Genomic DNA, 24,573 nt, shown 5'->3' on the forward strand with positions numbered 1-24,573 from the left:
TTTGATTGCATCGCGCGCGCCGCTGGCCTCAACAAAACTCCGCAATGCCGGTTGACGGCGCCCGCCAAAGCATCTTCCAATGGCCGTCACACGAGATCGATCGGGACGGGACAACGCGATGACACTGGCGGCTGAGGCACTATCTACGACATGGACTTTCGTCGATGGTGATTGGCACGAGGGCAATGTCGCCATTCTGGGGCCGCGCAGCCACGCCATGTGGCTTGGCACCAGCGTGTTCGACGGCGGCCGCTGGTTCGAAGGCGTTGCCCCCGACCTTGACCGCCATGCCGCCAGGGTGAATTCCTCGGCGATTGCGCTCGGCCTCAAGCCGTCGATGACCGCCGACAAGATCGTCGGGCTTACCTGGGACGGGTTGAAGAAGTTCGATGGCAAGACGGCCGTCTACATCAGGCCTATGTACTGGGCAGAGCATGGCGGTTATATGGGCGTTCCGGCCGATCCCGCCTCGACCCGTTTTTGCCTTTGCCTTTATGAGTCGCCGATGATCCCGCCGACGGGCTTTTCGGTTACCGTATCGCCGTTCCGGCGCCCGACCATCGAGACCATGCCGACCAATGCCAAGGCCGGCTGCCTTTATCCCAACAACGGCCGTGCCATTCTCGAAGCCAAGATGCGCGGGTTCGACAACGCGCTGGTGCTCGACATGCTGGGCAACGTCGCCGAGACCGGAACCTCGAACATCTTCCTAGTCAAGGATGGCCATGTGCTGACGCCGGCGCCGAACGGCACCTTCCTGTCCGGCATCACCCGCTCCCGCACCATGACGCTGCTCGGCGAGTATGGCTTCAAAACTACCGAAAAGACGCTGTCGATACGGGATTTCCTGGAAGCGGACGAAATCTTTTCGACCGGAAACCATTCCAAGGTGGTGCCGATCACGCGCATCGAGGATCGCAACCTGCAACCCGGGCCGGTGGCCAAGAAGGCGCGCGAGCTTTATTGGGATTGGGCGCATTCGACGTCGGCTGGCTGACGCGTCCGGCCCGGCCTTTTGTCGCTGCGCGGTTCGTCGTCGGAAAACCGTGTGACAGTTTTCCGCTACCCGCCTAGAAAGGGAACCGGCGCTTCATTCCGGAGTTGTCCGAGCTCAATCCAGACCTATCTTAGTCCGGTATCGACACCGGATTTTTCCACGAGGGAGTACTACCCATGGCTTTTGAATTGCCCGCTCTGCCTTACGACTATGAGGCCTTGCAGCCTTACATGTCGAAAGAGACGCTGGAATATCACCACGACAAGCACCACAAGGCCTATGTCGACAACGGCAACAAGCTGGCCGCGGAAGCCGGCATGGGCGATCTGTCGGTCGAAGAGGTGGTCAAGCAGTCGTTCGGCAAGAATGCCGGCCTCTTCAACAATGCCGCCCAGCACTACAACCACATCCATTTCTGGAAGTGGATGAAGAAAGGCGGCGGCGGCAACAAATTGCCCGGCGCCCTGCAGAAGGCAGTCGACAGCGATCTCGGCGGCTACGACAAGTTCAAGGCCGATTTCATCGCCGCCGGCACGACGCAGTTCGGCTCAGGCTGGGCCTGGGTTTCGGTCAAGGACGGCAAGCTGGCGATCTCCAAGACGCCGAACGGCGAAAACCCGCTCGTCCATGGCGCGTCGCCGATCCTCGGCGTCGATGTTTGGGAGCACTCCTACTACATCGACTATCGCAACGCCCGGCCGAAATATCTCGAGGCGTTCGTCGACAGCCTGATCAACTGGGATCACGTGCTTGAGCTCTACGAAAAGGCCTGATGCATGTCGCCCAAACGTGCGCAGCGGTTTTGGGACCACGACGTGTACGAGAGCAAGGACTCAAGCCGCGTCGTTTGCGTCCCTTTGGACGCGACGCGTTCGATGACCTGATCGATCTCCAGCAAAGCCCCGGCACTCCCGGGGCTTTTCTTTTGCTGTGGCGCAGCAAATTCATCCGAGGCGAAGGGAATATTCCCTTCGTGGCATCCGTTAACGTCCTGTCCCGAAATGCCCTCATCCCCAAAATACCTTCATCATGGAGCCAATTGAATGAGAAAGCTTGTCATCGCCATCTCAATGCTCGCCCTCGCGGCGTCGGCGGCCTTTGCCGACCCGATCCTCGATCGGCAGGCTCTGATGAAGGAGCGTGGAAAGATCGTCGGCGGCATTTCCAAGGTGGTAAAGGGCGAGGAGCCTTTTGATGCCGCGGCTGTGCTGACAGCTCTGCAGGCACTGCAAGCGAATGCCGAGAAGGTCGATGTCGACGCGCTGTTCCCGGCCGGCAGCGACACGGGCGACACCACGGCTGCGCCGAAGATCTGGGAAGACATGCCCGGCTTCAAGGCGGCCAACGACAAATTCATCGCCGACGTCAAGGCAGCGACCGCTGCCGCTCCCGCAGACGTCGATACGTTGAAGGCGCAATTTGACACCATCGCGTCCAACTGCGGCACCTGCCACCAGACCTATCGAGTGAAAAAGGGCTGATAGCGGGCGATGCCCTGGCTGAAAAAGCTCGTCGGCGCCCTCGTCGTTCTAGGGGGAGTCGGCGCGGTTGCCGGGTGGGTCCTGTCGGCGCCGGTGAGGCTCGACAGCGAGACCCTGGCAAAGCTCGGCCCTGGCGACGCGGCCAAGGGCAAGCGCATTTTCTATGCCGGCGGTTGCACCTCGTGCCATGCAAAGCCGGGGTCGCAGGGCGATGCCCGGCTTCAGCTGGTGGGTGGCCTCGCGCTCAAGACGCCATTTGGCACCTTCGTGCCGCCCAACATTTCGCAGGACGCCAAGGACGGCATCGGCGCATGGTCTGTCGAGGACCTCGCCAATGCCATGCTGAAGGGGGTGTCGCCATCGGGCGAGCATTTATATCCGGCGTTCCCCTATGCGTCCTACGCTCGCATGAAACCGGGCGACATTGCCGACCTCTATGCCTTCCTGAAAACGCTGCCGGCCGTCGCCGGCAAGGCGCCAGGCAATTCGCTGATGTTCCCGTTCAACATCCGCCGCGGCATCGGCCTTTGGAAACTGCTTTATCTCGGCGATCAGCCGGTCGTTTCGCTTCCCGAAGGCACGCCTGATCCGGTGATGGCTGGTCGCTACCTGGTCGAAGGGCCGGGCCATTGCGGCGAATGCCACACGCCGCGCGACTTTGCGGGCGGGACGAAGAAGAGCGAGTGGCTGGCGGGCGCCGTGGCCGCCGAAGGCAGCGGCATCGTGCCGAACATCACATCGGGCGAGGGCGGCATCGGCAACTGGTCCGAAGCCGACATCGCCAATTACCTCGAGACCGGCTTCACGCCCGATTTCGATGCTGTCGGCGGCGCGATGGTCGACGTGCAGAAGAACATGGCCGAATTGACCGCAGGGGATCGTGCGGCGATTGCCGCCTACCTCAAGGTAGTACCACCGCATCCTAACGGTTATCCGGCGCGCAAGAAGACGGCGAACTGACGCACGCCGCCCAAAACTACGCAGCGGTTTGGGTCAACGACGTGTCTTAAGCGCGGCGCGTGACTCTCGTCAGGCGCGACGCGCTCTAGCTGTCGGGTGCCAAGTGGCGGTCGCCCAGAAAGTCGAAGCCTGCCTCGAAAAAGTGGTTGTAGTTGCAGGTCAGTTCCTCGCCGGATGCGATGTCGCGCAAGGCGTAGGTTTCCTCAGGCGACGAGACATCGCAATTCGGCTCATCGTCATGGTTCATGTAGCGGGCGTCATCGGCTTCGAAGACGATGTAAGACGGATCACGCCGGTCCGGGTAGGAATAGCGATCGAGATAATTCTTCACCGGCCCGGTCTCGCCCTCATAGGTCTCGACGTCGATGATCCTGTCGAAGCGGGGGTCGAGCTTCCAGATCAGCGTGCCCTTGGAGATGTGGTGCTTGGCAAAAACGCCGATGCCCTGGATCGGCGATTTGTCGAGATAGACGTCGACGAGCAGCATAATGGACCCTTGTGCGAGTGCGGGCTTCGTCGCCCGGGAAAGTCGTGCCTTGGGTAGCGCGCGACCATCGCAATTGCGAGGGGAAATGAGCGATGCGGAATTCAAAAAGTCATGATCGCTGAACCCAAAAGTGAACGTCGTGTCCGCAGCCTCAGCGTTGCTGCAAGGCCAGACGGACGCCCAAAGCACAGTAGATGCCGCCGACAATCTTGCCTTGCCACTTGAGCACCCTCGGATTTCGGCGCAGGAAAGTGCCAAGCCGACCGGCGCTCACTGCAAAGACGACCGTGCTGAGAAGACCCAGCATGACGAAGATGACCCCTAGTGTGGTCAACTGAAGCATCACCGACCCGTTTTCAGGCCGCACGAACTGGGGCAGGAACGCAAGGAAGAAAAGCGCGGTCTTGGGGTTGAGCACTTCGGTCAGGATAGCCTGTCGAAACGCCTTGCCGGCGGAGATGGCAAGTGCGCCGGCAGCCGGGTTGGCCGGCATTTTCTCGATGATCGCCCGAATGCCGAGATAAACGAGATAGGCGGCGCCAATGTACTTTACGATGCTGAACAGCGCCGCCGAAGTGGCGATGATCGCCGATATGCCGACCATGGCCATGACCGTGTGAAACACGTCGCCGGCCGCGATCCCGGCACCGGTCGCTATGCCCACCTTCGTTCCAGAGCTCGTTGCCCGCGCGACGGTAAGGAGGGTGGCTGGGCCTGGAATGAAGACAAAGCCGAGCACAACCGCGATGTAGGTTGTCAATGTTGACAGATCGATCATTGGCGGTTCTCTCCTGTAAGCTGCGCCTTGCCCATCACCTTCAGTGCGAAGGAATAAGTATAGGCGATCTCCTCCAGTCGCGAAAACCGGCCGGAAGCGCCGGCGTGGCCTGAATCCATGTTGATCTTGAACAGCACGGGATTGTCGCCGGTCTTGCGTTCGCGCAGCCGTGCCACCCATTTGGCCGGTTCCCAATAGGTGACGCGCGGATCGGTGAGACCGGCCAGCGCCAGGATCGGCGGATAGTCGAGCGCGGCGACATTGTCATAGGGCGAGTAGGCGGCGATGGTTCGGTAGTCGTCGGCGGACGCGATCGGGTTGCCCCATTCCGGCCATTCCGGCGGCGTCAGCGGCAGGCTGGCGTCGAGCATCGTGGTGAGCACGTCGACGAAGGGCACCTCGGCGACGATGCCGCCAAAACACTCCGGCGCCATGTTGGCGATGGCGCCCATCAGCATGCCGCCGGCCGAGCCTCCTTGCGCGACGATGCGGTCATGCGTCGTATAGCGCTCGGCAACGAGGTGGCGCGCACAGGCGATGAAATCCGTGAACGTATTCATCTTGTGCGCCCGCTTGCCGTCATCGTACCAGCCATAGCCCTTGTCCTTGCCGCCGCGGACATGAGCGATGGCAAAGACAAAGCCGCGGTCGACCAATGAGAACCAGTTGGTGTTGAATGCGGCCGGCACCGTGATGCCATAGGAGCCGTAGCCGTAAAGCAGGCAAGGTGCGGATCCATCCAGCGGCGTGTCGCGGTGGTGGAGAAGCGAGATCGGCACCAGTTCGCCATCGGCGGCTGGCGCCATCAGCCGCCTGGTGACGTAGTGATCCTGGTCATGGCCGGAGGGCACTTCCTGGGTCTTGAGCAGGACCCGCTCGCGCGTGCGCATATTGTAATCGAACACCTGGGCCGGCGTCGTCATCGACGAATAGGAAAAGCGCATGATCTCGGTATCGTACTCATAGGAGCCCGACAGGCCGAGCGAGAAGGCCTCCTCGTCGAGGGACAAAAGATGCTCCTCGCCGCTGCTGCGGTCGCGCACGACGATGCGCGGCAGGCCTTCCTTGCGTTCGAGCCGGACCATGTGGTCCTTGAAGCCGATCACCGACAGGATCAGCCGGCCAGGTTCATGCGGCACCAGTTCCTGCCAGTTGGCGCGCACCGGATCGCTCACGGGCGCGGTCATGATCTTGAAATCCTTGGCGCCATCGGCATTGGTCAGGATGAAGAAGATGTCGCCGCCTTCTTCCAGATCATATTGAAGGCCGGTCTCGCGTGGTGAAACCAGCTTCGGTTCCGCAAACGGGTCGCTGGCGGGCATCAGGCGGTATTCCGAGGTCTCGTGATCGTTGATGCCGATCATGATCCATTCGTTGTTGCGCGTGCCGTCGACATTCATGAAGAAGCCGGGATCGCTTTCCTCATAGATCAGCCGGTCGCTTTCGGGGCTTTGCCCCAGCGCATGGAACAGCACCTTGGACGGGCGGTGGTTGGGATCGAGACGCGTGTAGAAGAAGCCGTCATCGCCGGCGTTCCAGACGCCTGAACCGCCCGTGTCGGGAATCCGATCGGCGAGATCCCTGCCATCGTCAAGGTCGCGCACGCGAAGCGTGTAGAATTCGGAGCCCTTGTCGTCGAATGCCCACAAGAGCTTGCGGTGGTCGGCCGAATGATCGACGCCGCCAAGACGGAAATAGGCCTTGCTCGCCGCCTCCGCATCGCCATCAAGCAGGATCTGCTCGGAGCCGCCGTCGCGCGGCATGCGGAAATAACGCGGCTGCTCGCCGCCAAGCTTAAAGGATGAGCCATAGGCATAGGGTCCGTCCTTCATCGGTACGGAGGAATCGTCTTCCTTGATGCGGCCCTTCATTTCCTTGAAAAGCTGCTTCTGCAACTCGGCCGTGTCGGCCATCAGTTTCGACTGATAGGCGTTCTCGGCCTCGAGCTCGGCGCGGATCCCCGCATCGAGCAATGACGGATCCCGGAACATCTCCTGCCAGTTGTCGGCCCGCAGCCAGGCATAGTCGTCGGTTCGCGTGATGCCGTGATGCGTGTCGGAAACCGGCCGTTTCTCGGGCGCTGGCGGGCTGGCGTGCGGAAATGCGGAAGTGCTGGTCATTGCGTCTCGCTTTGCCGATATCTTGAATGGGGAAGCATCTTGAATGGGGAACTATCTTGAATAGCGAATGAACACGCCCATCAGGTCGGGTTCAAGAGCCGCAGCTTAAGGGTCGTGTCGGCTCCAGATGGTGCCGGGAGGAGAGATGATGAATATATATCGTCGGATTGCGGCAGCTTTCGCCGTTGCTTCGCTAACTCTGGCTTTTGCCGGCCAGTCTCATGCGACCGTATTCGCGGCTTGGCAAGTGGCCAATGTGCCGTTCGGTGACATGCTCAATGTGCGCAAATACCCTTCGGGCACATCCCAGAAACAGGCGGCGTATCCGAACGGAACCGTTCTGCAGATGACCGGACGATGCACCGGCGGGATAAACCTGCTCGACATCGCCAATCAGCCGGCGTGGAAGCAGAAACGGACGGTTCGCTATCGCTGGTGCGAAGTCTGGCATGACCCGGCCCAGAACGGCAACTTTGTCACTGGCTGGGCCTATGGCAAATACATCACGCCGCATTGACTGACCTGGCGACGACTGATCCGACCCAGTTCACATGACCGGCATGTCGCCTGGTTGCTTGCGCAGGACATGCGGCAACCTGTGGTTTTGTGGACAGGTATGGGCAACCAAGCTTGCCCGTGCGATTGCCAAGCAAAATCAAGCATTGAAACCTGCTTTGTGAGTTATCGCGAATGTAACGACGAACTGACGTTGCGTCAGCGGTTGCTGGTTGGCGGGCGAAATATCGAAAAGTTACAAAATGCACGAAAGGTTGAAGCTAATCCGGGAACAATTGATCAACATTGTTCAATATAGCGCAAAGACCGAATTGACTTACTTGGTCAGCAGGGTCATTGATGTGCACGCGACACGAATCGCAGAAGCTCTACCTGCATAAAAATTCGCGCGATGCCCTGCCTGAAAAAAAGGGCGCACACTGACGTAACTCTTGTTGGGGCCTGATGACCATGGATATTGTCGAAACACCTTCCAGAAACAGCGATGCGCTGATCGAATTGACCGCCGATGTGGTGGCCGCCTATGTCAGCAACAATCCCGTGCCGGTCGGCGAATTGCCGAACCTGATATCCGATGTCCATGCCGCGCTCGGGCGCGTGGGTGGAACTGCCGAACAGCCGCCTGCCGACAAGCAAAAGCCGGCAGTCAACCCGAAGCGCTCGGTTCATGACGACTACATCGTTTGCCTTGAAGACGGCAAGAAGTTCAAGTCGCTGAAGCGTCATCTGATGACACACTACGACCTGACGCCGGATCAGTACCGCGAAAAGTGGAACCTCGACCCGAGCTATCCGATGGTTGCACCCAACTATGCCGCTGCGCGGTCCCAGCTTGCCAAGAAGATGGGTCTCGGCCGCAAGCGCAAGGCGCGGTAATCGCTGCTCGCCACATCGGATCGACATCAACGGCGCCTTCGGGCGCCGTTTGATTTTGTGTGAAAGGGTTTTCCATCCGGAATTGCGTCAAGATGACGAAGTAGAGCGCTTCTACGCTCCGTGGAACGATGAACCGCTCCGGCTGTCAGGCGGTCTGCTTCAGCGCCGCCTCGGCGTCGCGCTTGATGCGCTTGACCATGGAGCGAAGGCCGTTGGCGCGCTGGGGCGACAGATGTTCGTCGAGGCCGAGCTCTTTCAACGTTCCTTCCGCGTCGGTCTTCTGGATCTCGCTGGCGGTCCTGCCGGAAAACAGCGCCAGCATGATCGCGACCAGCCCGCGCACGATATGGGCGTCCGAATCGCCGGTGAAGGTGATGACCGGATCGGCTCCCGGTCCGCGTTCGGTGGTCAGCCAGACCTGGCTGACGCAGCCCGGCACCTTGTTGGCAGCGTTGCGCTCATCGTCCGGAAATGGCGGCAGCGCCTCGCCGAGGTCGATGACGTAACGATAGCGGTCTTCCCATTCCTCGAGGAACGAGAAGTCGTCGCGGATCGTCTGGATCGTCGTCGTCATGGTTCGGATATAGTCACGCGGCGGCGCCACGTCACGGAAAAAACAAGGACACCGCGGGCGTCGAGAGGGCAGACAGCCCGCGGTGCGCCGTCGAGACGGCTAATTCTGGACCGGTAGGTTGACTGGCAAATTGACCGTTTGGGGCAAGACGATTTCCTCCGGCACGCTGCCGGTCATCGTCGACGTGTCAGGGCCCGCGGTGGACTTGTCGTCCAGCATCGCTGCCGCGATCTTGGCGGTCTCCTTGGCGCGGGCGGTGATGGTGTGCATGGCCGACTTGCCGGTTTCGCAGACGTCGGGTTTGCGTTCGCAAATGCCGGCGATGTCGCCAACCGCTTCACGCGCCGCAAACAGGGCCTGGATCGGCCCGACGCTCTCGCGGCCCGATTCGTCGGGACTGACAGCCAGTGGCAGCGCAAGCAGCACCAGCGAGAACCAGAAAGCCATTCTTATGAGGAAGACCATTCCCTTGCCTCTCGTCGTGACCGGATCATGCATCCATATGGCATGACCTCTTTTGTAGGCAGGATGGTGGCACACAGGCGCAAAGGACGGCTTGCAGGTTCGCCGAGAATTTTCCGCAAATTTTAGGCAAATTCGAAATGAACCGTTGTGCAAACAGTTTGTTTCAAATCCGAACGATTTTCCTTAACTCCGGATAACCATCTATCTATCTGTCTTGAATGCGTTTTTCGTGAAACCCGGGAGTCCAGGCGCCGCGTGGATACACCCCTTGGGCGTGGGCGCCGGATAACCCTCCGTTTACTATGGCTGCATTTGCCTGGGCTTTCGGCTGCCGGCATCCCGATATTTGCCGCAGGCCGGGCCTTGGTCGGCGCTGCCTTATCCATTCCTTAAACGCTGGATGCGAGTTTCTGAGTCAACCAAAACAATCTGCAAAAGCAGAGCTGTCCACGACGAGTACGGGTGCGTTGAGTTGAGTTCGATCAAGGCCAGATACGTTGAATTGCCTGGCGCGATGGCGGCTGGTTGCGAACGTATGGTGCACCCGTCCATCCTTGGGCAGAACGACCGCGAGCGCCAGCGTCGCTTCATCGGCGTCATGCTGGCGGCTCCTTTCTTTGCCGCCGGCGCCGCGGTCACGCTGGTCACGTCGGGCATGGGCGCCGCCGTCACCGTGGCCGCCATCTTCGCGGCCTTTGGTCTGTGCTGGTTCGTCGCCCTGCTGGTGGCGGCGACCGGCAAGATGGCCATCGCTGCTCAGGTCGCCCTGGCGATGGCCGGCATTGCGCTAGGCGGTCTCATCGCCGCCGCCGGTGGGCTGAGCTCTCCCGTCGCCATGCTCGTTGTGGCGCTGCCGTTCGAAGCCTGGTGGATCGGCGCCTCGCGGCGTGCGGCATTGTGGGGAGCCGTGTCGGCCGCTGTGGCCATCCTGGCGCAGCCTCTGGCAGGAATTCTGTTGCCGTTCGCCGGAGCACAGATTGCCGCGTGGCACTGGCTGGTGCCGTTGGCCTGGGCCCTCACATTGATCCCGCGCGCGTCGGCGTTTCAAAACACGACCGGTGCGGCCGACGTCACCGACACGGCAGACCGTCTTGAAGACATCATCGATGCGGTGGTCTTGCGCGTCGCCCGCCATGGCGAGGTTCTGGACGCTTCGGCAAAGGCGCGCACGCTTTTGAAGCTGCCGCCCGAGCTGCTGTCCGGAAACGGCTTCTTCGATCGCGTCCATCTGTCGGATCGCGTCTGCTATCTCAGCGCCTTGGCCGACATGCGCGATGGCGCGCTGTCACGCCGGCTCGAATTGCGCATCAGGCTGCCTCAGAACGGCAATGGCCAGGCGGCCGACAATTACCGGCCGTTCTCACTCGATCTGGTGCGAGGTGAAGAACAGGGCGACGTCTTCACGCTTGTCCTGCGCGAGAACGACGACATTGCCCGGCTGCGCGAAAATCTCGCGGCGGCCAATGAGGCGGCGGCCTCGGCCGAAGTCGCCAAGGGACGCTTCCTGGCGGTGGTCAGCCACGAACTGCGCACGCCGTTGAATGCCATCATCGGCTTCTCGGACATGCTGCTGCACGAGATGTTCGGCGCCTTCAAGGATCCGCGCCAGAAGGAGTATGTCGGCCTGGTGCGGGATTCGGGCCAGCATCTGCTGGCCGTCGTGACCTCGATACTCGACGTGTCCAGGATCGAGTCGGGCGTCTATGCGACCGAGCCGGAGCCGTTCCGGTTCGCGGAAGCGGTCGACATGTGCCAGTCCATGCTGCGGCTGCAGGCGCAGGCCAAGAACATCGATCTGCAGACGCAGATCGCGCCGGACGCCGGCGATATCAATGCCGACCGGCGTGCCGTGCAGCAGATGCTCATCAACCTTGTCTCCAATGCGATCAAGTTCACCCCCGATGGTGGCGATGTGGTCGTCGGCGCCAAGCGGATCGGTTCGCGCCTGCATTTCTGGGTCAGGGACACCGGCATCGGCATCGCCGAGGAGGATTTTGCCAATCTCGGTAAGCCCTTCATGCAGATCCAGAACGACTATACCCGCCGGTTCGAGGGGACTGGCCTCGGCCTTTCGCTGGTCAAGGGCCTGGTGGCCCTGCACGAAGGCACGATGTCCATCGAAAGCATGCCGGGCGAGGGCACCACGGTGACCATCAGCCTGCCGGTGAACGGACCGAAGGGACACCAGGCGGAGAAGGCCGGAGTGCTGACGATGCCGGTGGCCATGGCGAAAGGGGACAGAAATGGCTCGCTCCGCAAAACGGCCTAAGGCGGTCAAGCGCCGCAGCAACGCCTTTCAGGACGGCGCCGTCGCCGTCGGCGGCGCGATCTCGCGCAATCCCGTCCTGGTCGGCGGGTCGACGGCATTCCTGGTGACGCTGTTCTACGTTTCCGCCAATGCCTTGTGGTACCAGCCTTTCCCGCATGCGGGCGCGTTCTTCGCGACCCGCAGCATGGAGGGGTTCCGGCATACGGCGTCCGACGAACCGGAGACGACGTTCAACATCGTGCGGCCATCCGGCACGCCGGCACCGATCAAGGGCGATCCGGTGGTCGAGCAGGTGCAGGGCATATTGAAGGACCTCGATTTCTATTCCGGAACGGTCGATGGCATTTCCGGGCCCAACACGCGCAAGGCCATCCAGGCCTATCAGCAGAAGGTCGGGCTCAATGCGTCCGGCGAGATCGACGCGCTTCTGCTGGACCAATTGGGTGCAACGCCGAAAACAGCGGCCGTCATACCGAGACCGCAGCCGCGTCCGGATACGCCGGCCGCCGTTCCGGTGTCCTTGCAGACAAATTCTGGGCAGACCAATTCCGGGCAGACGAATTCCGAGCAGGTGAATGCCGATCAGACGCAGGCACCCGATGCCCGCATCGTCAAGATCCAGGCCGGGCTCAAGGCATTCGGCAATGACGACATGCAGCTGGACGGCGTCGTCGGCACGCGCACCAAGGCGGCGATCAAGGAATTCCAGTCGCTGTTCGGGCTGCCGCAGACCGGCGAGCCCGATGAGCTCGTTTACGTCAAGATGCGCGAGATCGGCCTGACCAACTAAGGGCTGGAACACGGCTCGCAGAGCGGCGGAAATATCGATAGATAGCCGCACGCCTTCTGGAGTTCTCTCATGCGCGTCACATCGGATCTGTGGGTATCGGCCCTGTTGCGCCGGGTCTTCGGCGCCGGCGGATTTGCCGCCGTGGTCAAGCGCGGCGCAACCGAAGCCGGCGCTGTGTTCGTGCTGGCGCGCGGCAGGTCGGGAGCCATCGCCCTGTTCGGGCCGGCACCGCAGACAAGCTACGATTCGGCGAAGCCCGACGACCGCTTCTTCAGCCTTCTCGGCGCCGGCGATGATGCCGCCGTGCTCGAAGCACGGCTGGAACGGGAAAAGAAATTCGATCCCGACATCTGGGTGGTCGAGATCGAGGCCGGTGCCGTCTCCGTCGAGGAGCTTATTTCCGTGAAGTCGCCCTGAGGCCGGACGAAGCCGCCGCATCGTCGCTGTTCGATCCCGAGCGGGTATCGCTGATTGCCGGTGCCGCGTCGCGAACCGCTCTCGAAAGGGTCTCCGCTTTCCAGAGCCGCACCTTGTCCTGGGCCGCATCGCGATGCAGCAGGCGGTAGCGGTCGAGGAAGGCGCGGATGGCCTGCGGGTGCGGGAATTGGCTGGGATAGACCGCAACCGTGATCAGGAATGCCCGGTCCTCGCTGAGGTCGAGCGAGCGCAGTGCTGCCAGCAGCGAGGTATAATTCTGGTTGCCGGTGAGCGATCGCGCGATCGAGAAATCGATATCGAGTGCGTCGGCGAGCGCGGTCTGGAAGAACGCCGCGTTTCCCGTCAGCGCCGTCTCGCGCAGTTTGACATAGGTATCCGCGCCCGTGAACGGATCGGCGTTGGTCGCCGCGGCCTCGTCGCCCTTGCGCATCATGGTGCGGAGCCTGCGCCGTGCGCTTTCAGCGGCAATGCCGGCCGCCCGTTCTCTGGCGGGCTCTTCCGAGACGGCATCCGTGCTCATCGGTGCAATCTTGTCCGCCGTGGCCGTCACGGCCCTGGCCGCGGCGATGGCGTTCGCGTCGGGTTCCCGCACGCGTACCAGGGTTGGTCTTTCAAGCGCCCTGATCAGGTCGGCGATGGTCGGGTTCAAGTCCTTGCGCCGCGCAATGGCGCGTGCATGCGGAAGGCCGTGCCGCCCGATCAGCGCGATGAGGTCGATGTCACTGACCGCGCGGGAGCGAATGAGCAGCGGCGCGGCAATGTCGACCGGCTCCTCGCAAAGACGGCGCACCAATGCGGCGGGGGCATATTCGCATTCGGACAGGGCGGCCGCCACGTAGCGGCGTGATTCGACGGACACATTGTCGAACAGCGGCAGCGTCAGGTCTTCGAGTTGGCCGATCTCTCGGCGTGACGGGCGGGTGAGCGAGCAGAACGCCGACACCGCGGCGCGGAACAGCCTTTCAGCTTTGCCCGAGTCCGTCCGTATCGCGATTTGCCTGAAGTCGGAAGATGACACGAAGGATACGCCCGCACTCGACACAAACTCGACCACGCTCGACCGGGACTGTGTCGGTTTCGCGTTTGCCGCGGGTCAGAACGCCCTGACCTCGAGACAAAGATCAAGTTAGCGACGATCCGTTAGCGCTCCGTTAACCCTCTGCCGTCCTTAATGATATTTGGAGGCGTTGCGTTGTGCTCCGGGGAAACCGAGAGGAATGCGCGAATCATGGGCATGGTACTGTCTTTCGTGCCGCGTACGGCACCAAGCAATCGGACAAAGCAACCCGCCGAAATTCCGGCGGCGGTGATCATCTTCCCCGGCATCCGCTACGAGCGGTCGCATGCCGGCGAAGTGCGGCCGGTCGATCCCGACAAGCCGGGATCGCCAGGGACGAAGCCGGTTCCTCACCACTAGAAGTCTTGCAGCTCGCAGGAACTCTTTTCGAGGAAGCTTGATACGATCGGCTTCCAGCTGTCATCAGGCACGAAAGTGCGGATGACGAAGATGCCTTCCTCGATCGGCGCCTCGACGAAGATTGCTCCCTGAAGGTCCTGGGGAAGGTCCTTGCGCACGTCGATCATCTGCGCCGGTGTCAGCACGACGGCATCCAGCACGCCGTCGTTGGCGGTGTGGTCGTTGAAGGAATAGATGTTGTGGCCGCTGCGGTCATAGACCGACACCGACCAGAACGGCACATGTCCCGGTGCCTTGATGCGAACCACTCCTTCGCCCAGATCGAACCGGCACGCCGTCGCGTAGAACAACGGGTCGACGGACTTCACCACTGGCGCGCCACCGGCCTCCGCATCGAGACGCGTCATCCTGTAAAGGTCCGAGGTCATGGACAGCCGCGACCAGGCGTCTCGTTCGGAAAATTCAGGCACCAGGAGCAGCACGACGATGTGCACGATGCCGGCGCCGACCAGGCCAAGCAGGACAGCATGCAGAAGCTTGCGCATCGCCGCATAAGAGCTACGCATTGCAGCCGACCTTCAGGATCCGCGGCAGCGAAACGTCCGACAGGCCGGTGCTGCTGGCGATCGGCGTGTCGTAGAATGTCAGCACGAAATACATTCTGCCGAAGCCGCCGGTCAGCAGCCAGTTGCCCGGCATCGGGTGATCGCTGGCGGAAATGATGACTGAATTGTCGGGTTGTCGTACCACCCCATAGGATTGCACCGCCGCAAGCCGTGATTTGCCGGTTTCGACCACGCCGAGCGACTGATCGGCGGCATAGAGCGTCCAGAACCGTGCCGTCGGAAATCCACCCTCGATCGTATAGGTGCATTCGCGCTTGAGTTCGCCGCCGCCAGCGTCGCGCTCGGCGACGAAGGACAGCCCTTCGGCGCGGCCGAGCGCAAGCACGCCCTCACGCGCCACGCGGGCCTTCGAATAGGGGTCGGCGGCTGGCGTGCCGATATCGGGAAAGGCCGTCCATTGGCCGATCCGGATGGCGCCGACACCATCCTGGGCTTTCAGCGCATACCAGACGCTGCCGCCACCGCCGCCGATGGCTATGACAAGCGAAAGCAGCGTCAGGAGTGCATTCTTGAGCATGAAGGGCCGGGGACACGAAGAGTTGCCGCTCGGGGATATCGCGGCGCGGGGTCCCGTGGCAAGCGGGCCGATGGATTTGCCCGCCCAAGCCAGTCGCAAAGATCCACTCAGTCGGAAAGAATCACAGTGCCGACAGCTTTTCCGGCGGTTGAGGCGCTGCGAGGGCCGGCGCTGACTGGAACTGCTTGGTCATGTCCCTCAACGTCTGCGTGGTCCGGCTGGACAACACCGGCGGCCGTTCGGCCGCCGCATCGGCTGCCGCTTGATCGTCGCTCTTCTTCTGCGCTTCCCCGGCCTTGGCTGCGATCTCTTCATCGACAAAAGGCTTGTCGATGCCGGGGATCGGCTTGAGGTCGATGTTTTGATGGGCATAGACCATGAGACGCTGCCAAACCATTGCCGGTAGCGAGCCGCCAGTCATGTTCTTGGTCGGCGTGAAATCGTCGTTACCCAGCCACACGGCCGCCGTGTAGTTGCCGGTGAAGCCGACAAACCAGGCGTCACGGTAGGATTGCGTAGTCCCGGTCTTGCCGGCGACGACGATGTTGGGAATTTGCGCGCGGCGCGCCGTGCCCATCACCGGCACCGCCGCCAGCATGGTGTTCATGGATTTGAGCGCCTGCTCGGACAACACCCGGTGCGGCGGCGGCGCATCCTTGGCGAAGTCGTAGACCACCTCGCCGGTGCGGGTGACGAGCTGCGTGATGCCGTGCCGGGAGCCGACAAAGCCGTTCTGGGCGAACACGCTGTAGCCCGTCGCCTGATCCATCACCGTCATGCCCGAGGTGCCGAGCACCATCGTCTTGTGCGATTCGAGCGGCGATTCCACCCCCATCGCCTCGGCCATTGCCTTGATCGGCGGGATGCCGAGATAGTCCTTGGCCAGTCGCACCGGCACGGTGTTGATCGACTTGGCCATCGCCATGATCAGTGTAATCCGGCCGGCCGATTCGCCGCTGTAATTGTGCGGCGACCAGGTGCCCCAGCTGATCGGGCCGCCGGAAATGATGGAGTCGGGCGTGAAGCCGTGCTCCATCGCCGTTGCATAGACATAGGGCTTGAACGACGAGCCGGTCTGGCGCAGCGCCTTGGTGGCACGGTTGAACTGGCTGGCGCCATAGTCGCGGCCACCGACGATGGCTCTGACGGCGCCGTTGGTCTCGATGACGACCACAGCGCCCTCGGTGACGTTATACTCCTTGCCGAACTGGCGCAGGTGGAACTCCACCGATTCTTCCGCCGCCTTCTGGATGTTGGCGTCGAAGGTGGTGTGGGCCACAAGCGAGTGCTGGCCTGGCTTGGCGATCTTCTTGACCTCGTCGAACGCCCAGTCGAGGTAATAATCCGGGCTTTTCTGTTCGCCGCGATCGACGACATCGGCAGGGTGCAGCCTTGCCTGCAGCACCTGACCCTCGGTCATGAAACCGGAATCGACAAGGTTGGACAGCACCACATTGGCGCGCGCGCGCGCCGCCGGCAGATTGATGTGCGGTGCATATTTGGTCGGCGCCTTGAACAGGCCGGCCAGCATCGCCGCCTCGGCGAGGTTCAGGTCCTTGACGCTCTTGCCGAAATAGAAGTCGGCGGCCGCCTCGATGCCGAACGTGCCGCCGCCCATATAGGYGCGGTCGAGATAGAGCTGCAGGATTTCCTTCTTCGACAGATTGGCCTCGAGCCACAGCGACAGGAAGGCTTCCTTGATCTTGCGCTCCAGGGTGCGCTCGTTGGTGAGGAACAGGTTCTTGGCCAGCTGCTGGGTGATGCTGGAACCGCCCTGGACGACGGAGTTCGCCCGCACATTCTCGAAGATAGCGCGTGAAAGGCCAAGCACGTCGATGCCGTAATGATCGAAGAAGCGGCGATCCTCGGTGGCGAGCACCGCCTTGATGACGTGATCGGGCATCTCGTCGACCGGCACCGAATCGCGCTGGATGATGCCGCGCTGCCCGATCTCGTTGCCGTAGCGGTCGAGGAAGGTGACGGCGAAGTCGCCCTGGGCGCGCCAGTCGCCAGCCGTATCTTGGAATGCCGGAACGGCAAGCGCCAGCATCACCACAATGCCACCGGCACCCAGAGTAAAACCTTCGCTCAACAGTTCGATGATGCCGCGGCGCCAGCCGTTGACGCGGAAGCGCCGCGAGAAGATCGTCGCGGCTTCCCAGAACTGGCGCGCCTTGAAACCGATCTCGTAGAGCGAGGAATCGAGCCATGCATCGAGCGCCAGCAGCCGGGCGGCGATCGGACCTCTTCTCTTGTGCGGTTCAGGACTGGCCATTCGGAAATCCGGCTCGGCGATGGCGCGACCTGAAGACCGCAAACCGGCAATTTCAGGGCGACCCACCGTGGGAGACTATTCCTCCATTTCCCCAGTTCTCACAAGGGCGGCGAAGACACAGTGCCGGGGTTTGTTGCAGAGGCGCGAGCCGCCTTAGGGAGTGTTTTGAAATTCGCTCTGGCGAGTCATATGGTGGTTTCGAGAACCGTAGCGCAGCGGACATTTGGTCCGTGAGCAACGGAAGCGCAGAAAACGCCAACAGATGGCCACCAGGGTAGAATTTCAAAACAGTCTCCTCAGGCCGGCTCGTGCTTCAGCGCCTGCGCCATGCAGTAGATGCCGCTGCCGGTCTTTGAGATCTCGCTCGTGTCGACGATCGGCAGTTCGAAACGGTGTGCCTCGAACTGGCAGGTCAGCGTCTGGCTCGACGTCAAAGCGATCTGCGATTGAACGCTTCAAGCGGCTCGCAGGTTCTCTTTCGGGCGCAAATTCTGGTTCATGCGGAACAGGTTCAGTGGGTCGTAGCGCTGCTTGATTTCCAGAAGCCGCCGATGGTTGCCGCCATAGGCCGCTTCGACCCGGTCAACCTCGTCCTCCGGCATGAAGTTCACATAGACGGTGCCGGCCGCATAAGGCTTGGCCGCCTCGTAGATCGCACGAGCCCAGTCGGTGCAGGCCTTGTCCATCGCCGGTTCGCGCCAGCGGGCGTGAACGTTCATGACGAAATGCGAACTGCGCTGTGGAAACGCCGTAGCATCCGCCTTGACGCGACCTGCCGCGCCGCCGACATGGCCGACAAATATCTCGCATTCGGGTCCCGGCAGCTTGGCTATTGCCCCCGTGACGACCGCAGCCGCCTCCTCGGAAAACTCGGTGAAGTCATGGCTCTTCCAGTAGTTGCGGGCGCCGGGCGCAAGTAGCGGGTCGAATGCTTGCTGCCAGCCGGTGAACAGGCTGGGGCCGACGACATCGGCAATCGGCGTGCCGATGGCTCGAAGCTTATGCGTCGCCTTTTCGCCTGCGTCGATGTCGCCGCAATAGCACATGGCCAGAACCAGCACCTCCTTGCCATGCCATTCGGCCGGCAGGAAGGGCAGCGGCGGCGCCTGCCGCATGACCACCCAGCAGGTCAACTCGTCAGGAGCGGTTTCGAGCGCCTTGCGATACTCCTGCAGCACCTTTTCGGCATCGGCGAAGGGATGGACGACAAGCCCCGCCAGCACCTGCGGTCCAAGCTCATGGAGTTGGAACTCGAATGCCGTGACGACGCCGAAATTGCCGCCGCCGCCTCGCAGCGCCCAGAACAAGTCCGGATTTTCGGTCTGGCTGGCCCGGAGCAGTTTGCCGTCGGCGGTGACCACATCCGCGGAGGCAAGATTGTCGATGGTCAGGCCGAATTTGCGGGTTATCCAGCCGAAGCCGCCACCCAGTGTCAGGCCGGATATGCCGGTGGTCGAGTTGATGCCGGTCGGCACCGCCAGGCCGAAGGCCTGCGTTTCCTTGTCGACATCGGCAAGCGTCGCGCCAGGCCCGACCCATGCCCGCCGCGCAGCGACATCGACCCGCACCGACTTCATCAACGACAGATCAATCACCAGGCCACCATCGCAGACCGCACTTCCGGCAATGTTGTGGCCGCCGCCGCGCACGGAGACGAGAAGTCTGTTCTCCCTGGCGAAATTCACGGCACTGATGACGTCGGAAGCGCCCACGCAGCACACGATCAGCCCAGGCCGTCGGTCGACCGTGGCATTCCAGACAGTTCGTGCTTCGTCGTAAGCTGCATCGCCTTCGCTCAGCACTGTGCCGCGCAATTGTGCCGAAAATGCTTCCAGGACAGCGGCGTCGATTGTCGTTTTGCCGCGTTCAAGCGTGGTGAGGCTCATGGTGTTCATGGTTTCCTCCCGATTTGCAGATGAGCCGTCCCCCTCCCCAAAAAACATTTTTACTGTGCGCTTATATTAGGTATCGTGCAAGTTTCGCATTGGCCAGCGTTGCGGCGCCCAAGTGGGCGTCCGCAGCCGATGTAGTGATTGCATTGGCTTGGGCACATGCTTCTGCTAGCCGGCGATCTCAGCCGGTTTTCACGCCCAACCTTGCATCCTCGGCCGGCAGGATGCCGATCATGCCGATGCGAATGTGAACGAAGCAGCGCAGCGCTATTCCACTCCTCAGGCCGGTTCGCGCTTCAGCGCTTGCGCCATGCAGTGGATGCCGCCGCCGGTCTTCGAGATCTCGCTCATGTCGACCGCCGCGACCTCGAAACCGCGTGCCTTGAGCTGGCCGATCAGCGCCTGGCTGGAGGTCGGCGCGATCACCCGGTCCTTGCCCAGCGACATGAAGTTGCAGCCGAGCGCCATCGTATCCTGGAACGGCACGTCGATGATCTCGTGGCCCTTGCCCTTCAGCCAGTCGACGATGCCGGGTTCGGTGCAGGCGAGGCAGACAGCGGTCAGTTTCTCGGCGATCGGCACCACCATCAGGTCGATATGGACATAGTACTCGTCGATGAAGGCGATGCGGGTTTCCCAGCCTTCCTTGTCGAACCAGGCCTGCACCTGCCGCGCGCCTTCTTCCTGCGTGCGGGCGCCGCCGCAGCCGATCAATACGACGCCCTCTTCGATGACGTTGAAGTCGCCACCCTCGAACGTGCCCGCTGTGACCATGTCGTAGATTGGGATGCCGAGTTTTTCGTAGGTGCGGATCGCCGCGTAGTTCTCGCCGCGCCGCCACCAGTTGGCCATTGCGGTGATGAAGGCGCCGTAAGGCGTCATAACACTGGAATCGCGGGAATAGACCTGCATCGGCAGTTCCGGCGTCGGCTCGTGCCAGTGGATGTTGACGCCGAAATGCTCATAGGCGGCGACGAGGTCCTTGTGCTGCGCCTGCGCGATCTGGACGTTGCAAGGCGCCTCGCGCAGATGCTTGCGCGACAGCGAGCTGGTCGACAGGTGGCGCAGGAAATTGGGCGAACCAAGCAGCACGTCGGTCAAGACATCGGTCTCGTTGGCAAAGCCCCAGGCGGTCAGAGGCTTGGTGCCGCCGGCCGGGTTGCGGCGCTGCAGCGAAAACGGCTCGGCGACGATGCGGTCATGAACGGTCATGGGGTTCTCCTCGTGCTTGATCATGCGTTTGACTTGGGCTGGTTGCCCGGTATCCACCAGTCTCGTCCGCGCGGGGTGGTGACATATTCCGGCCAACGAAATCCAATCGGCGGTTCGTAGTCGCAGAGCGGCGCGATCCAGTTCGAGCCGCCGATTCCTCCGCCGGTGCGGGTGACGAATTCATTCATCGCCGAATCGCGGGCGGCCTGGTCTTCCAGCAGCCGAAGGGCGGCGAGCGCGATGGTCTTCGATGCGCAGGTGACCATCGGGTCGATGGTGGCGGGAATGCCGCCCAGCGCATTCATCACCCATGACGGATAGGGGTAGCCGGTTTCCGAGCGCAGCGCCGGGCGGGCGACATAGAAGCGCGCCGTCGGCGCATGCCAGCTCATGTCGGTGTAATCGTCGGAGGTCGAATTCACCTGCGAGGGCGGCAGATCGCGGCGCAGGATCGCTTCCGCCGCCTGCGGCTCGATCAGGCGCTCAAGTTCTTCGATGAACGGCTCGTCGCTCGCCATGCGCCCGGCATTGACCTGCATGTCGCGCGCGATTGCCTTGGCGTCCTCGTCCCAGCGCGGCGGCCCGACGGTCGACAGCGATTCATAGGCGATTTCGGCCATGGCGTGATTGGCCAGCCCGGGCCGCGACTTCGACACCCAATGCCGCTCGTGGCGGCAGCCGCTCACGGCGGCAGCGGCCTCGGCATTCCGGTCGAGCACGGCGGTGACCTGTTCGGCCATCGCCAGCGTCGGCACGCGGATCATGTACTGGATTTCGGCCAGCTCGGCCGGCAGGTTGTCGGCGGTCGCCTGGCCGGCGGTGAGGATCGCCTCGCTGATCGACCAGCCGCCCTGGTGCGGCAGCATGGAATCGCGCAGCGCCTTGGACGCCATGTACATCATCATGAGCGCGTCGTTGGCGCCGGGCGCGCGCACCGCCGAATGCGCCTGCGGAATGGGTGCCGCGCCGCCCGCCGCCCGCGCCCAGCGCTCCGGTTGGTCGCAGATGAAGCGATAGATCATCGCGTAAGCCGCGCCGCAATGCGTGTCCCAGCGCGCCGTGTTGCAGAGCGGCAGCATGTAGAACGGATGGAAGGAGATCATGCCGGCAAGGCCGTCATAATAGCCCTTGGCGGCATGGATCGGCTTTGACCCTCGCACCTTTTCCGCCGGCTCGCCGGTGAAGCGCAGCGTGCCTGGAATGCCGTGGCGCTGCATCGCCGCCTTGGTCGCCAGCAGCCCGCCAAGGCCCGAAATGCCCAGCCCGGAATGCGGGTCGGTATGACCCCCGGCATGTTCGGAGAGGCCTGGGCGCGGACGCTTGACCGTGGCGGCATCCTGGCAATTGCCCGGCACCGCGTCGTATTCGGCGTACATACCGATGGTCGGGCCGGGACCGTTGGTCCAATGGGCACAGAAGGCGGTGGGCATGCCGCCGGAACCCTCTTCGACGGAAAAGCCTTCGCGCCTCAGCCGCTCCACGTACCAGGCGGCAGATTGATACTCGCGCCATGCGGTCTCGCCGAAGTCGAAAATGGTCCGCGTCCACGCCGACAGCAACGGCTGGATGTCGTCGAGACAGGCGAGGGCGGTCGTTCGCGCCGAGGTGGCCACGGGTTCCTCCATGAGACGAGAAGAAAGCAGTGAAGCGGTTCGCTAGAAAGTGATATGTTTTCCCGGCTCATGCAAATTCGGTTCACCTGAGGCCTCTTGCGCATACCATCCACCCAGGCGCTGCGTGCGCTCGACAGCTTCGCTCGTCATGGCAGCGTCTGGCGCGCCGCCGACGAGTTGCATCTGACCCGCAGCGCGGTGAGCCATCAGCTTCGCTTGCTTGAACGCGACCTTGGCTTCGATCTGCTCGAACGCATCGGCAAGGGCGTGGCGCTGACGCCGCGTGGCCAGCGCTATGCCAGCGACGTGCGCAAAGCGCTGACCGTGCTGGGCGATGCGGTCACGCGCCATGCCGGCACAGGCGTCGGCGGCTCGTTCAGCATCAGCTGCACGCCGGGCTTCGCCTCGCTGTTCCTGTGCACCCATATCGGCGAGTTCAGGCAGATGTACCCCGATGTCGCGCTGCGCATCCTGACGCCGCGTCGGCTGGATGACGTCAGCAATGCCGACGCCGACGCCTTCATCGCCTTTGGCGTTGGCAATTGGCCGAACCGGGCCGCCGAACTGTTGTGCGAGATTTCCTTTACGCCGCTCTGCAGTCCGATGCTCCTCAACAAGGTCGGCGGATTCTCCAAGCCCGCCGATGTGCTGCGCGCCACTCTCCTGCATCTCGGCGACACCGAGGATTGGGCGCGCTGGCTAGCTCTATCCAAGGTCGAGAACCCCGACCCGGAAGGCGGTATCTTCTTTTCCGACATGAATCTCGTCTTCTCGGCCGCGATCGCCGGCCAGGGAATGGCCATGGGCGACGAACTGACCAGCGGCAAGGCCCTGGCCGAAGGCAGGCTCGTGCGTCCCTTCGACATCGCGATCAAATCGCCGCGCTCCTACTTCCTCGTCTCAGAACACGCCAAGGCGACGCATCCGGTGCTTGACGCGTTTGCCGGATGGCTGCGATCGAAACTCGCCGAGAGCATTGCCAAGGTCATGGCCGACCACGGGCGCCACCGATTGGACAGATGAATGGAATTTGCCGATCCGGCGAAAACTATTTGGTTGCGGTGAGGCCGCACGCTGCCCTACGATTTCTTTTGGAATTGAGGAAACAGGCAGGATGCAGCAACCCGGCCGGGCCGCAGAGATCAAGGCAATCGGAATCGGCAAGAGCTTTGGCTCGTTCCGTGCGCTGGACAACCTGACGCTCGATATTGGCCGTGGCGAGTTCCTGACCCTGCTCGGGCCGTCTGGTTCGGGCAAGACCACCTTCCTGATGATCCTGGCCGGCTTCGTGCAACCGACCGAGGGCCGGCTGTTCAGCGACGGCGTCGACATCACCGACCGACCGGCCGAACAGCGCGCAGCCGGCATGGTGTTCCAGGGCTATGCGCTGTTCCCGCATATGAGCGTGGAAGCCAACATCGCCTTCCCACTCAAGGTGCGCAAGAAATCGGCGGCCGACATCAAGCGCCGTGTCGGCGAGATGATCGAGCGCGTGGGCCTCAAGGGCCACGAGAAGAAGCTACCGGCGCAACTTTCAGGCGGTCAGCAGCAGCGCGTCGCGCTCGCCCGCGCGCTGGTGTTCGAGCCGGGCGTGCTGTTGCTCGACGAGCCGTTTTCCGCGCTCGACAAGGGCCTGCGTGGCCAGATGCAGGCCGAGATGAAGCGGCTGCACCAAGAGACCGGCACCACCTTCGTCTTCGTCACCCACGACCAGAGCGAGGCGCTGGCGCTGTCGTCGCGCGTCGCCATCTTCAATCATGGCAAACTGCTGCAGGTCGGAGCGCCCGACGAGGTCTACGACAGGCCAGACAACCGCTTCGTCGCCGAGTTCCTCGGCGAGATCAACATGCTGCCGCTGAAGGGGGTGCGCCCGGCCGACAATGGCTCGACCGGCCTCTGCGAAGACCGCGCGGTCTCCATGCGCTGCAAGGCTGAGACGGTGCGCGGCGATGCAATCCTGGCGATCCGGCCCGAATACATGTCGATATCAGGCGAGGCGGCAGCCGGCGAGAACGGCATCGCCGCGACCGCGACCAACTCCACCTATCTTGGCGCGGCAACGCGGCTTGACCTGACGACGCGGCAAGGCGCGAAGGTCACGGTCTCGGTGCCCAACGAGATAGCTGCCGCCGCCTTGAGCAAGGGCAACTCCGTCTGGCTCACCTGGCCTGCGGAAAAAGGTTTCCTCCTTCCGCATGGAGGACAATGACGAACGGTGTGGCGAGATATCGGCGCCACCGCTTTCCGGTACTATCAACGACAAAAAAGGG

General features: G+C 62.4%; 25 protein-coding genes. 12 read left to right on the top strand and 13 right to left on the bottom strand.

Annotated features, from left to right (window positions below; genetic code table 11):
- Positions 1-118 precede the first annotated feature (118 nt).
- From AC1DZP_RS19740 to AC1DZP_RS19755, 4 genes are all read left to right on the top strand, one after another.
- Positions 119-997 carry a branched-chain amino acid aminotransferase gene (locus AC1DZP_RS19740; RefSeq protein WP_477304722.1) on the top strand — a complete coding sequence of 293 codons (879 nt, stop codon included), beginning with the start codon at positions 119-121 and terminating at the stop codon, positions 995-997.
- A 176-nt stretch (positions 998-1,173) separates the two neighbouring features.
- On the top strand, positions 1,174-1,770 hold the full coding sequence (locus tag AC1DZP_RS19745) for a superoxide dismutase (RefSeq protein WP_095089869.1): 597 nt from the start codon (positions 1,174-1,176) through the stop codon (positions 1,768-1,770).
- A 270-nt stretch (positions 1,771-2,040) separates the two neighbouring features.
- Entirely contained in the window at positions 2,041-2,478 is a 438-nt protein-coding gene (locus tag AC1DZP_RS19750; RefSeq protein ID WP_095089871.1) for a c-type cytochrome, read from the top strand.
- Between the two features lie 9 nt (positions 2,479-2,487).
- Positions 2,488-3,438 (top strand): cytochrome c, encoded by a 951-nt coding sequence (locus tag AC1DZP_RS19755; RefSeq protein ID WP_477304724.1) that lies wholly within the window; start codon positions 2,488-2,490, stop codon positions 3,436-3,438.
- 85 nt (positions 3,439-3,523) lie between these two features.
- On the opposite strand, the gene AC1DZP_RS19760 is transcribed toward AC1DZP_RS19755, so the two are convergent.
- The 3 genes from AC1DZP_RS19760 to AC1DZP_RS19770 all read right to left on the bottom strand — a co-directional run bounded on the left by AC1DZP_RS19760 (position 3,524) and on the right by AC1DZP_RS19770 (position 6,823).
- Entirely contained in the window at positions 3,524-3,925 is a 402-nt protein-coding gene (locus AC1DZP_RS19760; protein ID WP_477304726.1) for an SET domain-containing protein, read from the bottom strand.
- A gap of 151 nt (positions 3,926-4,076) precedes the next feature.
- Positions 4,077-4,703: a LysE family translocator gene (locus AC1DZP_RS19765; RefSeq protein WP_095089879.1), complete on the bottom strand. Its 627-nt coding sequence runs from the start codon at positions 4,701-4,703 to the stop codon at positions 4,077-4,079.
- A complete protein-coding gene (locus AC1DZP_RS19770; protein WP_457154055.1) occupies positions 4,700-6,823 on the bottom strand; it encodes a S9 family peptidase in 2,124 nt (707 codons plus the stop codon). Before AC1DZP_RS19770 ends, AC1DZP_RS19765 begins: the two co-directional genes overlap by 4 nt.
- Before the next feature lie 148 nt (positions 6,824-6,971).
- On the opposite strand from AC1DZP_RS19770, the gene AC1DZP_RS19775 reads away from it, so the two are divergent.
- Complete coding sequence (locus AC1DZP_RS19775; RefSeq protein ID WP_477304728.1) at positions 6,972-7,340, top strand: SH3 domain-containing protein; 369 nt, start codon at positions 6,972-6,974, stop codon at positions 7,338-7,340.
- 449 nt (positions 7,341-7,789) lie between these two features.
- Entirely contained in the window at positions 7,790-8,215 is a 426-nt protein-coding gene (locus AC1DZP_RS19780) for a Ros/MucR family transcriptional regulator (RefSeq protein ID WP_095089970.1), read from the top strand.
- Positions 8,216-8,360: 145 nt separating this feature from the next.
- Here the strand turns inward: AC1DZP_RS19780 and AC1DZP_RS19785 are convergent, their stop codons facing one another.
- Positions 8,361-8,789, bottom strand: a complete 429-nt coding sequence (locus tag AC1DZP_RS19785; protein ID WP_457152632.1) for a SufE family protein — start codon at positions 8,787-8,789, stop codon at positions 8,361-8,363.
- Positions 8,790-8,888: 99 nt separating this feature from the next.
- Positions 8,889-9,254 carry a DUF5330 domain-containing protein gene (locus AC1DZP_RS19790; RefSeq protein WP_477304730.1) on the bottom strand — a complete coding sequence of 122 codons (366 nt, stop codon included), beginning with the start codon at positions 9,252-9,254 and terminating at the stop codon, positions 8,889-8,891.
- Positions 9,255-9,789: 535 nt separating this feature from the next.
- Between AC1DZP_RS19790 and AC1DZP_RS19795 the strand changes: the two genes are divergently transcribed.
- The 3 genes from AC1DZP_RS19795 to AC1DZP_RS19805 all read left to right on the top strand — a co-directional run bounded on the left by AC1DZP_RS19795 (position 9,790) and on the right by AC1DZP_RS19805 (position 12,730).
- Positions 9,790-11,523: a sensor histidine kinase gene (locus AC1DZP_RS19795; RefSeq protein ID WP_477304732.1), complete on the top strand. Its 1,734-nt coding sequence runs from the start codon at positions 9,790-9,792 to the stop codon at positions 11,521-11,523.
- Positions 11,498-12,313 carry a peptidoglycan-binding domain-containing protein gene (locus tag AC1DZP_RS19800; protein WP_477304734.1) on the top strand — a complete coding sequence of 272 codons (816 nt, stop codon included), beginning with the start codon at positions 11,498-11,500 and terminating at the stop codon, positions 12,311-12,313. Before AC1DZP_RS19795 ends, AC1DZP_RS19800 begins: the two co-directional genes overlap by 26 nt.
- Positions 12,314-12,382: 69 nt before the next feature.
- On the top strand, positions 12,383-12,730 hold the full coding sequence (locus AC1DZP_RS19805) for a DUF1491 family protein (protein ID WP_477304736.1): 348 nt from the start codon (positions 12,383-12,385) through the stop codon (positions 12,728-12,730).
- Here AC1DZP_RS19805 and AC1DZP_RS19810 read toward each other — a convergent pair.
- Positions 12,708-13,769 (bottom strand): hypothetical protein, encoded by a 1,062-nt coding sequence (locus tag AC1DZP_RS19810; RefSeq protein ID WP_477304738.1) that lies wholly within the window; start codon positions 13,767-13,769, stop codon positions 12,708-12,710. The two genes, AC1DZP_RS19805 and AC1DZP_RS19810, sit on opposite strands and share 23 nt — an antisense overlap.
- A gap of 210 nt (positions 13,770-13,979) precedes the next feature.
- Here AC1DZP_RS19810 and AC1DZP_RS19815 point away from each other — a divergent pair, with 210 nt between their 5' ends.
- Complete coding sequence (locus AC1DZP_RS19815; RefSeq protein WP_246461176.1) at positions 13,980-14,168, top strand: hypothetical protein; 189 nt, start codon at positions 13,980-13,982, stop codon at positions 14,166-14,168.
- On the opposite strand, the gene AC1DZP_RS19820 is transcribed toward AC1DZP_RS19815, so the two are convergent.
- From AC1DZP_RS19820 to AC1DZP_RS19850, 7 genes are all read right to left on the bottom strand, one after another.
- A complete protein-coding gene (locus tag AC1DZP_RS19820; RefSeq protein ID WP_477304740.1) occupies positions 14,165-14,734 on the bottom strand; it encodes a DUF1254 domain-containing protein in 570 nt (189 codons plus the stop codon). The two genes, AC1DZP_RS19815 and AC1DZP_RS19820, sit on opposite strands and share 4 nt — an antisense overlap.
- Complete coding sequence (locus AC1DZP_RS19825; RefSeq protein WP_477304741.1) at positions 14,727-15,311, bottom strand: DUF1214 domain-containing protein; 585 nt, start codon at positions 15,309-15,311, stop codon at positions 14,727-14,729. The genes AC1DZP_RS19820 and AC1DZP_RS19825 overlap by 8 nt, the downstream gene beginning before the upstream one ends.
- 121 nt (positions 15,312-15,432) lie before the next feature.
- A complete protein-coding gene (locus AC1DZP_RS19830; protein WP_477304743.1) occupies positions 15,433-17,586 on the bottom strand; it encodes a transglycosylase domain-containing protein in 2,154 nt (717 codons plus the stop codon).
- A 296-nt stretch (positions 17,587-17,882) separates the two neighbouring features.
- Positions 17,883-18,020 (bottom strand): hypothetical protein, encoded by a 138-nt coding sequence (locus AC1DZP_RS19835; protein ID WP_477304745.1) that lies wholly within the window; start codon positions 18,018-18,020, stop codon positions 17,883-17,885.
- Between the two features lie 21 nt (positions 18,021-18,041).
- Positions 18,042-19,481 (bottom strand): FAD-binding oxidoreductase, encoded by a 1,440-nt coding sequence (locus tag AC1DZP_RS19840; protein ID WP_477304747.1) that lies wholly within the window; start codon positions 19,479-19,481, stop codon positions 18,042-18,044.
- Positions 19,482-19,757: 276 nt separating this feature from the next.
- A complete protein-coding gene (locus AC1DZP_RS19845) occupies positions 19,758-20,690 on the bottom strand; it encodes a dimethylarginine dimethylaminohydrolase family protein (protein WP_095089911.1) in 933 nt (310 codons plus the stop codon).
- A gap of 20 nt (positions 20,691-20,710) precedes the next feature.
- Positions 20,711-22,315 (bottom strand): zinc-binding metallopeptidase family protein, encoded by a 1,605-nt coding sequence (locus AC1DZP_RS19850; protein ID WP_477304749.1) that lies wholly within the window; start codon positions 22,313-22,315, stop codon positions 20,711-20,713.
- 84 nt (positions 22,316-22,399) lie between these two features.
- Between AC1DZP_RS19850 and AC1DZP_RS19855 the strand changes: the two genes are divergently transcribed.
- Together AC1DZP_RS19855 and AC1DZP_RS19860 are read left to right on the top strand one after the other, a co-directional pair.
- A complete protein-coding gene (locus AC1DZP_RS19855; RefSeq protein WP_095089913.1) occupies positions 22,400-23,326 on the top strand; it encodes a LysR substrate-binding domain-containing protein in 927 nt (308 codons plus the stop codon).
- Between the two features lie 91 nt (positions 23,327-23,417).
- On the top strand, positions 23,418-24,512 hold the full coding sequence (locus AC1DZP_RS19860) for an ABC transporter ATP-binding protein (protein ID WP_477304751.1): 1,095 nt from the start codon (positions 23,418-23,420) through the stop codon (positions 24,510-24,512).
- Positions 24,513-24,573 lie beyond the last annotated feature (61 nt).

It is taken from the genome of Mesorhizobium sp. P2_F8 (assembly GCF_056403655.1).

Bases quoted from the DNA above. Each gene is read 5' to 3' on its own strand.
- AC1DZP_RS19815 (WP_246461176.1), top strand. From the start codon at position 13,980: ATGGGCATGGTACTGTCTTTCGTGCCGCGTACGGCACCAAGCAATCGG.
- AC1DZP_RS19760 (WP_477304726.1), bottom strand. From the start codon at position 3,925: ATGCTGCTCGTCGACGTCTATCTCGACAAATCGCCGATCCAGGGCATC.
- AC1DZP_RS19845 (WP_095089911.1), bottom strand. From the start codon at position 20,690: ATGACCGTTCATGACCGCATCGTCGCCGAGCCGTTTTCGCTGCAGCGC.
- AC1DZP_RS19780 (WP_095089970.1), top strand. From the start codon at position 7,790: ATGGATATTGTCGAAACACCTTCCAGAAACAGCGATGCGCTGATCGAA.
- AC1DZP_RS19755 (WP_477304724.1), top strand. From the start codon at position 2,488: ATGCCCTGGCTGAAAAAGCTCGTCGGCGCCCTCGTCGTTCTAGGGGGA.
- AC1DZP_RS19770 (WP_457154055.1), bottom strand. From the start codon at position 6,823: ATGACCAGCACTTCCGCATTTCCGCACGCCAGCCCGCCAGCGCCCGAG.
- AC1DZP_RS19740 (WP_477304722.1), top strand. From the start codon at position 119: ATGACACTGGCGGCTGAGGCACTATCTACGACATGGACTTTCGTCGAT.
- AC1DZP_RS19850 (WP_477304749.1), bottom strand. From the start codon at position 22,315: ATGGAGGAACCCGTGGCCACCTCGGCGCGAACGACCGCCCTCGCCTGT.
- AC1DZP_RS19750 (WP_095089871.1), top strand. From the start codon at position 2,041: ATGAGAAAGCTTGTCATCGCCATCTCAATGCTCGCCCTCGCGGCGTCG.
- AC1DZP_RS19805 (WP_477304736.1), top strand. From the start codon at position 12,383: ATGCGCGTCACATCGGATCTGTGGGTATCGGCCCTGTTGCGCCGGGTC.
- AC1DZP_RS19825 (WP_477304741.1), bottom strand. From the start codon at position 15,311: ATGCTCAAGAATGCACTCCTGACGCTGCTTTCGCTTGTCATAGCCATC.
- AC1DZP_RS19765 (WP_095089879.1), bottom strand. From the start codon at position 4,703: ATGATCGATCTGTCAACATTGACAACCTACATCGCGGTTGTGCTCGGC.
- AC1DZP_RS19820 (WP_477304740.1), bottom strand. From the start codon at position 14,734: ATGCGTAGCTCTTATGCGGCGATGCGCAAGCTTCTGCATGCTGTCCTG.
- AC1DZP_RS19775 (WP_477304728.1), top strand. From the start codon at position 6,972: ATGAATATATATCGTCGGATTGCGGCAGCTTTCGCCGTTGCTTCGCTA.
- AC1DZP_RS19840 (WP_477304747.1), bottom strand. From the start codon at position 19,481: ATGAACACCATGAGCCTCACCACGCTTGAACGCGGCAAAACGACAATC.
- AC1DZP_RS19790 (WP_477304730.1), bottom strand. From the start codon at position 9,254: ATGGTCTTCCTCATAAGAATGGCTTTCTGGTTCTCGCTGGTGCTGCTT.
- AC1DZP_RS19795 (WP_477304732.1), top strand. From the start codon at position 9,790: ATGGTGCACCCGTCCATCCTTGGGCAGAACGACCGCGAGCGCCAGCGT.
- AC1DZP_RS19860 (WP_477304751.1), top strand. From the start codon at position 23,418: ATGCAGCAACCCGGCCGGGCCGCAGAGATCAAGGCAATCGGAATCGGC.
- AC1DZP_RS19800 (WP_477304734.1), top strand. From the start codon at position 11,498: ATGGCTCGCTCCGCAAAACGGCCTAAGGCGGTCAAGCGCCGCAGCAAC.
- AC1DZP_RS19785 (WP_457152632.1), bottom strand. From the start codon at position 8,789: ATGACGACGACGATCCAGACGATCCGCGACGACTTCTCGTTCCTCGAG.
- AC1DZP_RS19745 (WP_095089869.1), top strand. From the start codon at position 1,174: ATGGCTTTTGAATTGCCCGCTCTGCCTTACGACTATGAGGCCTTGCAG.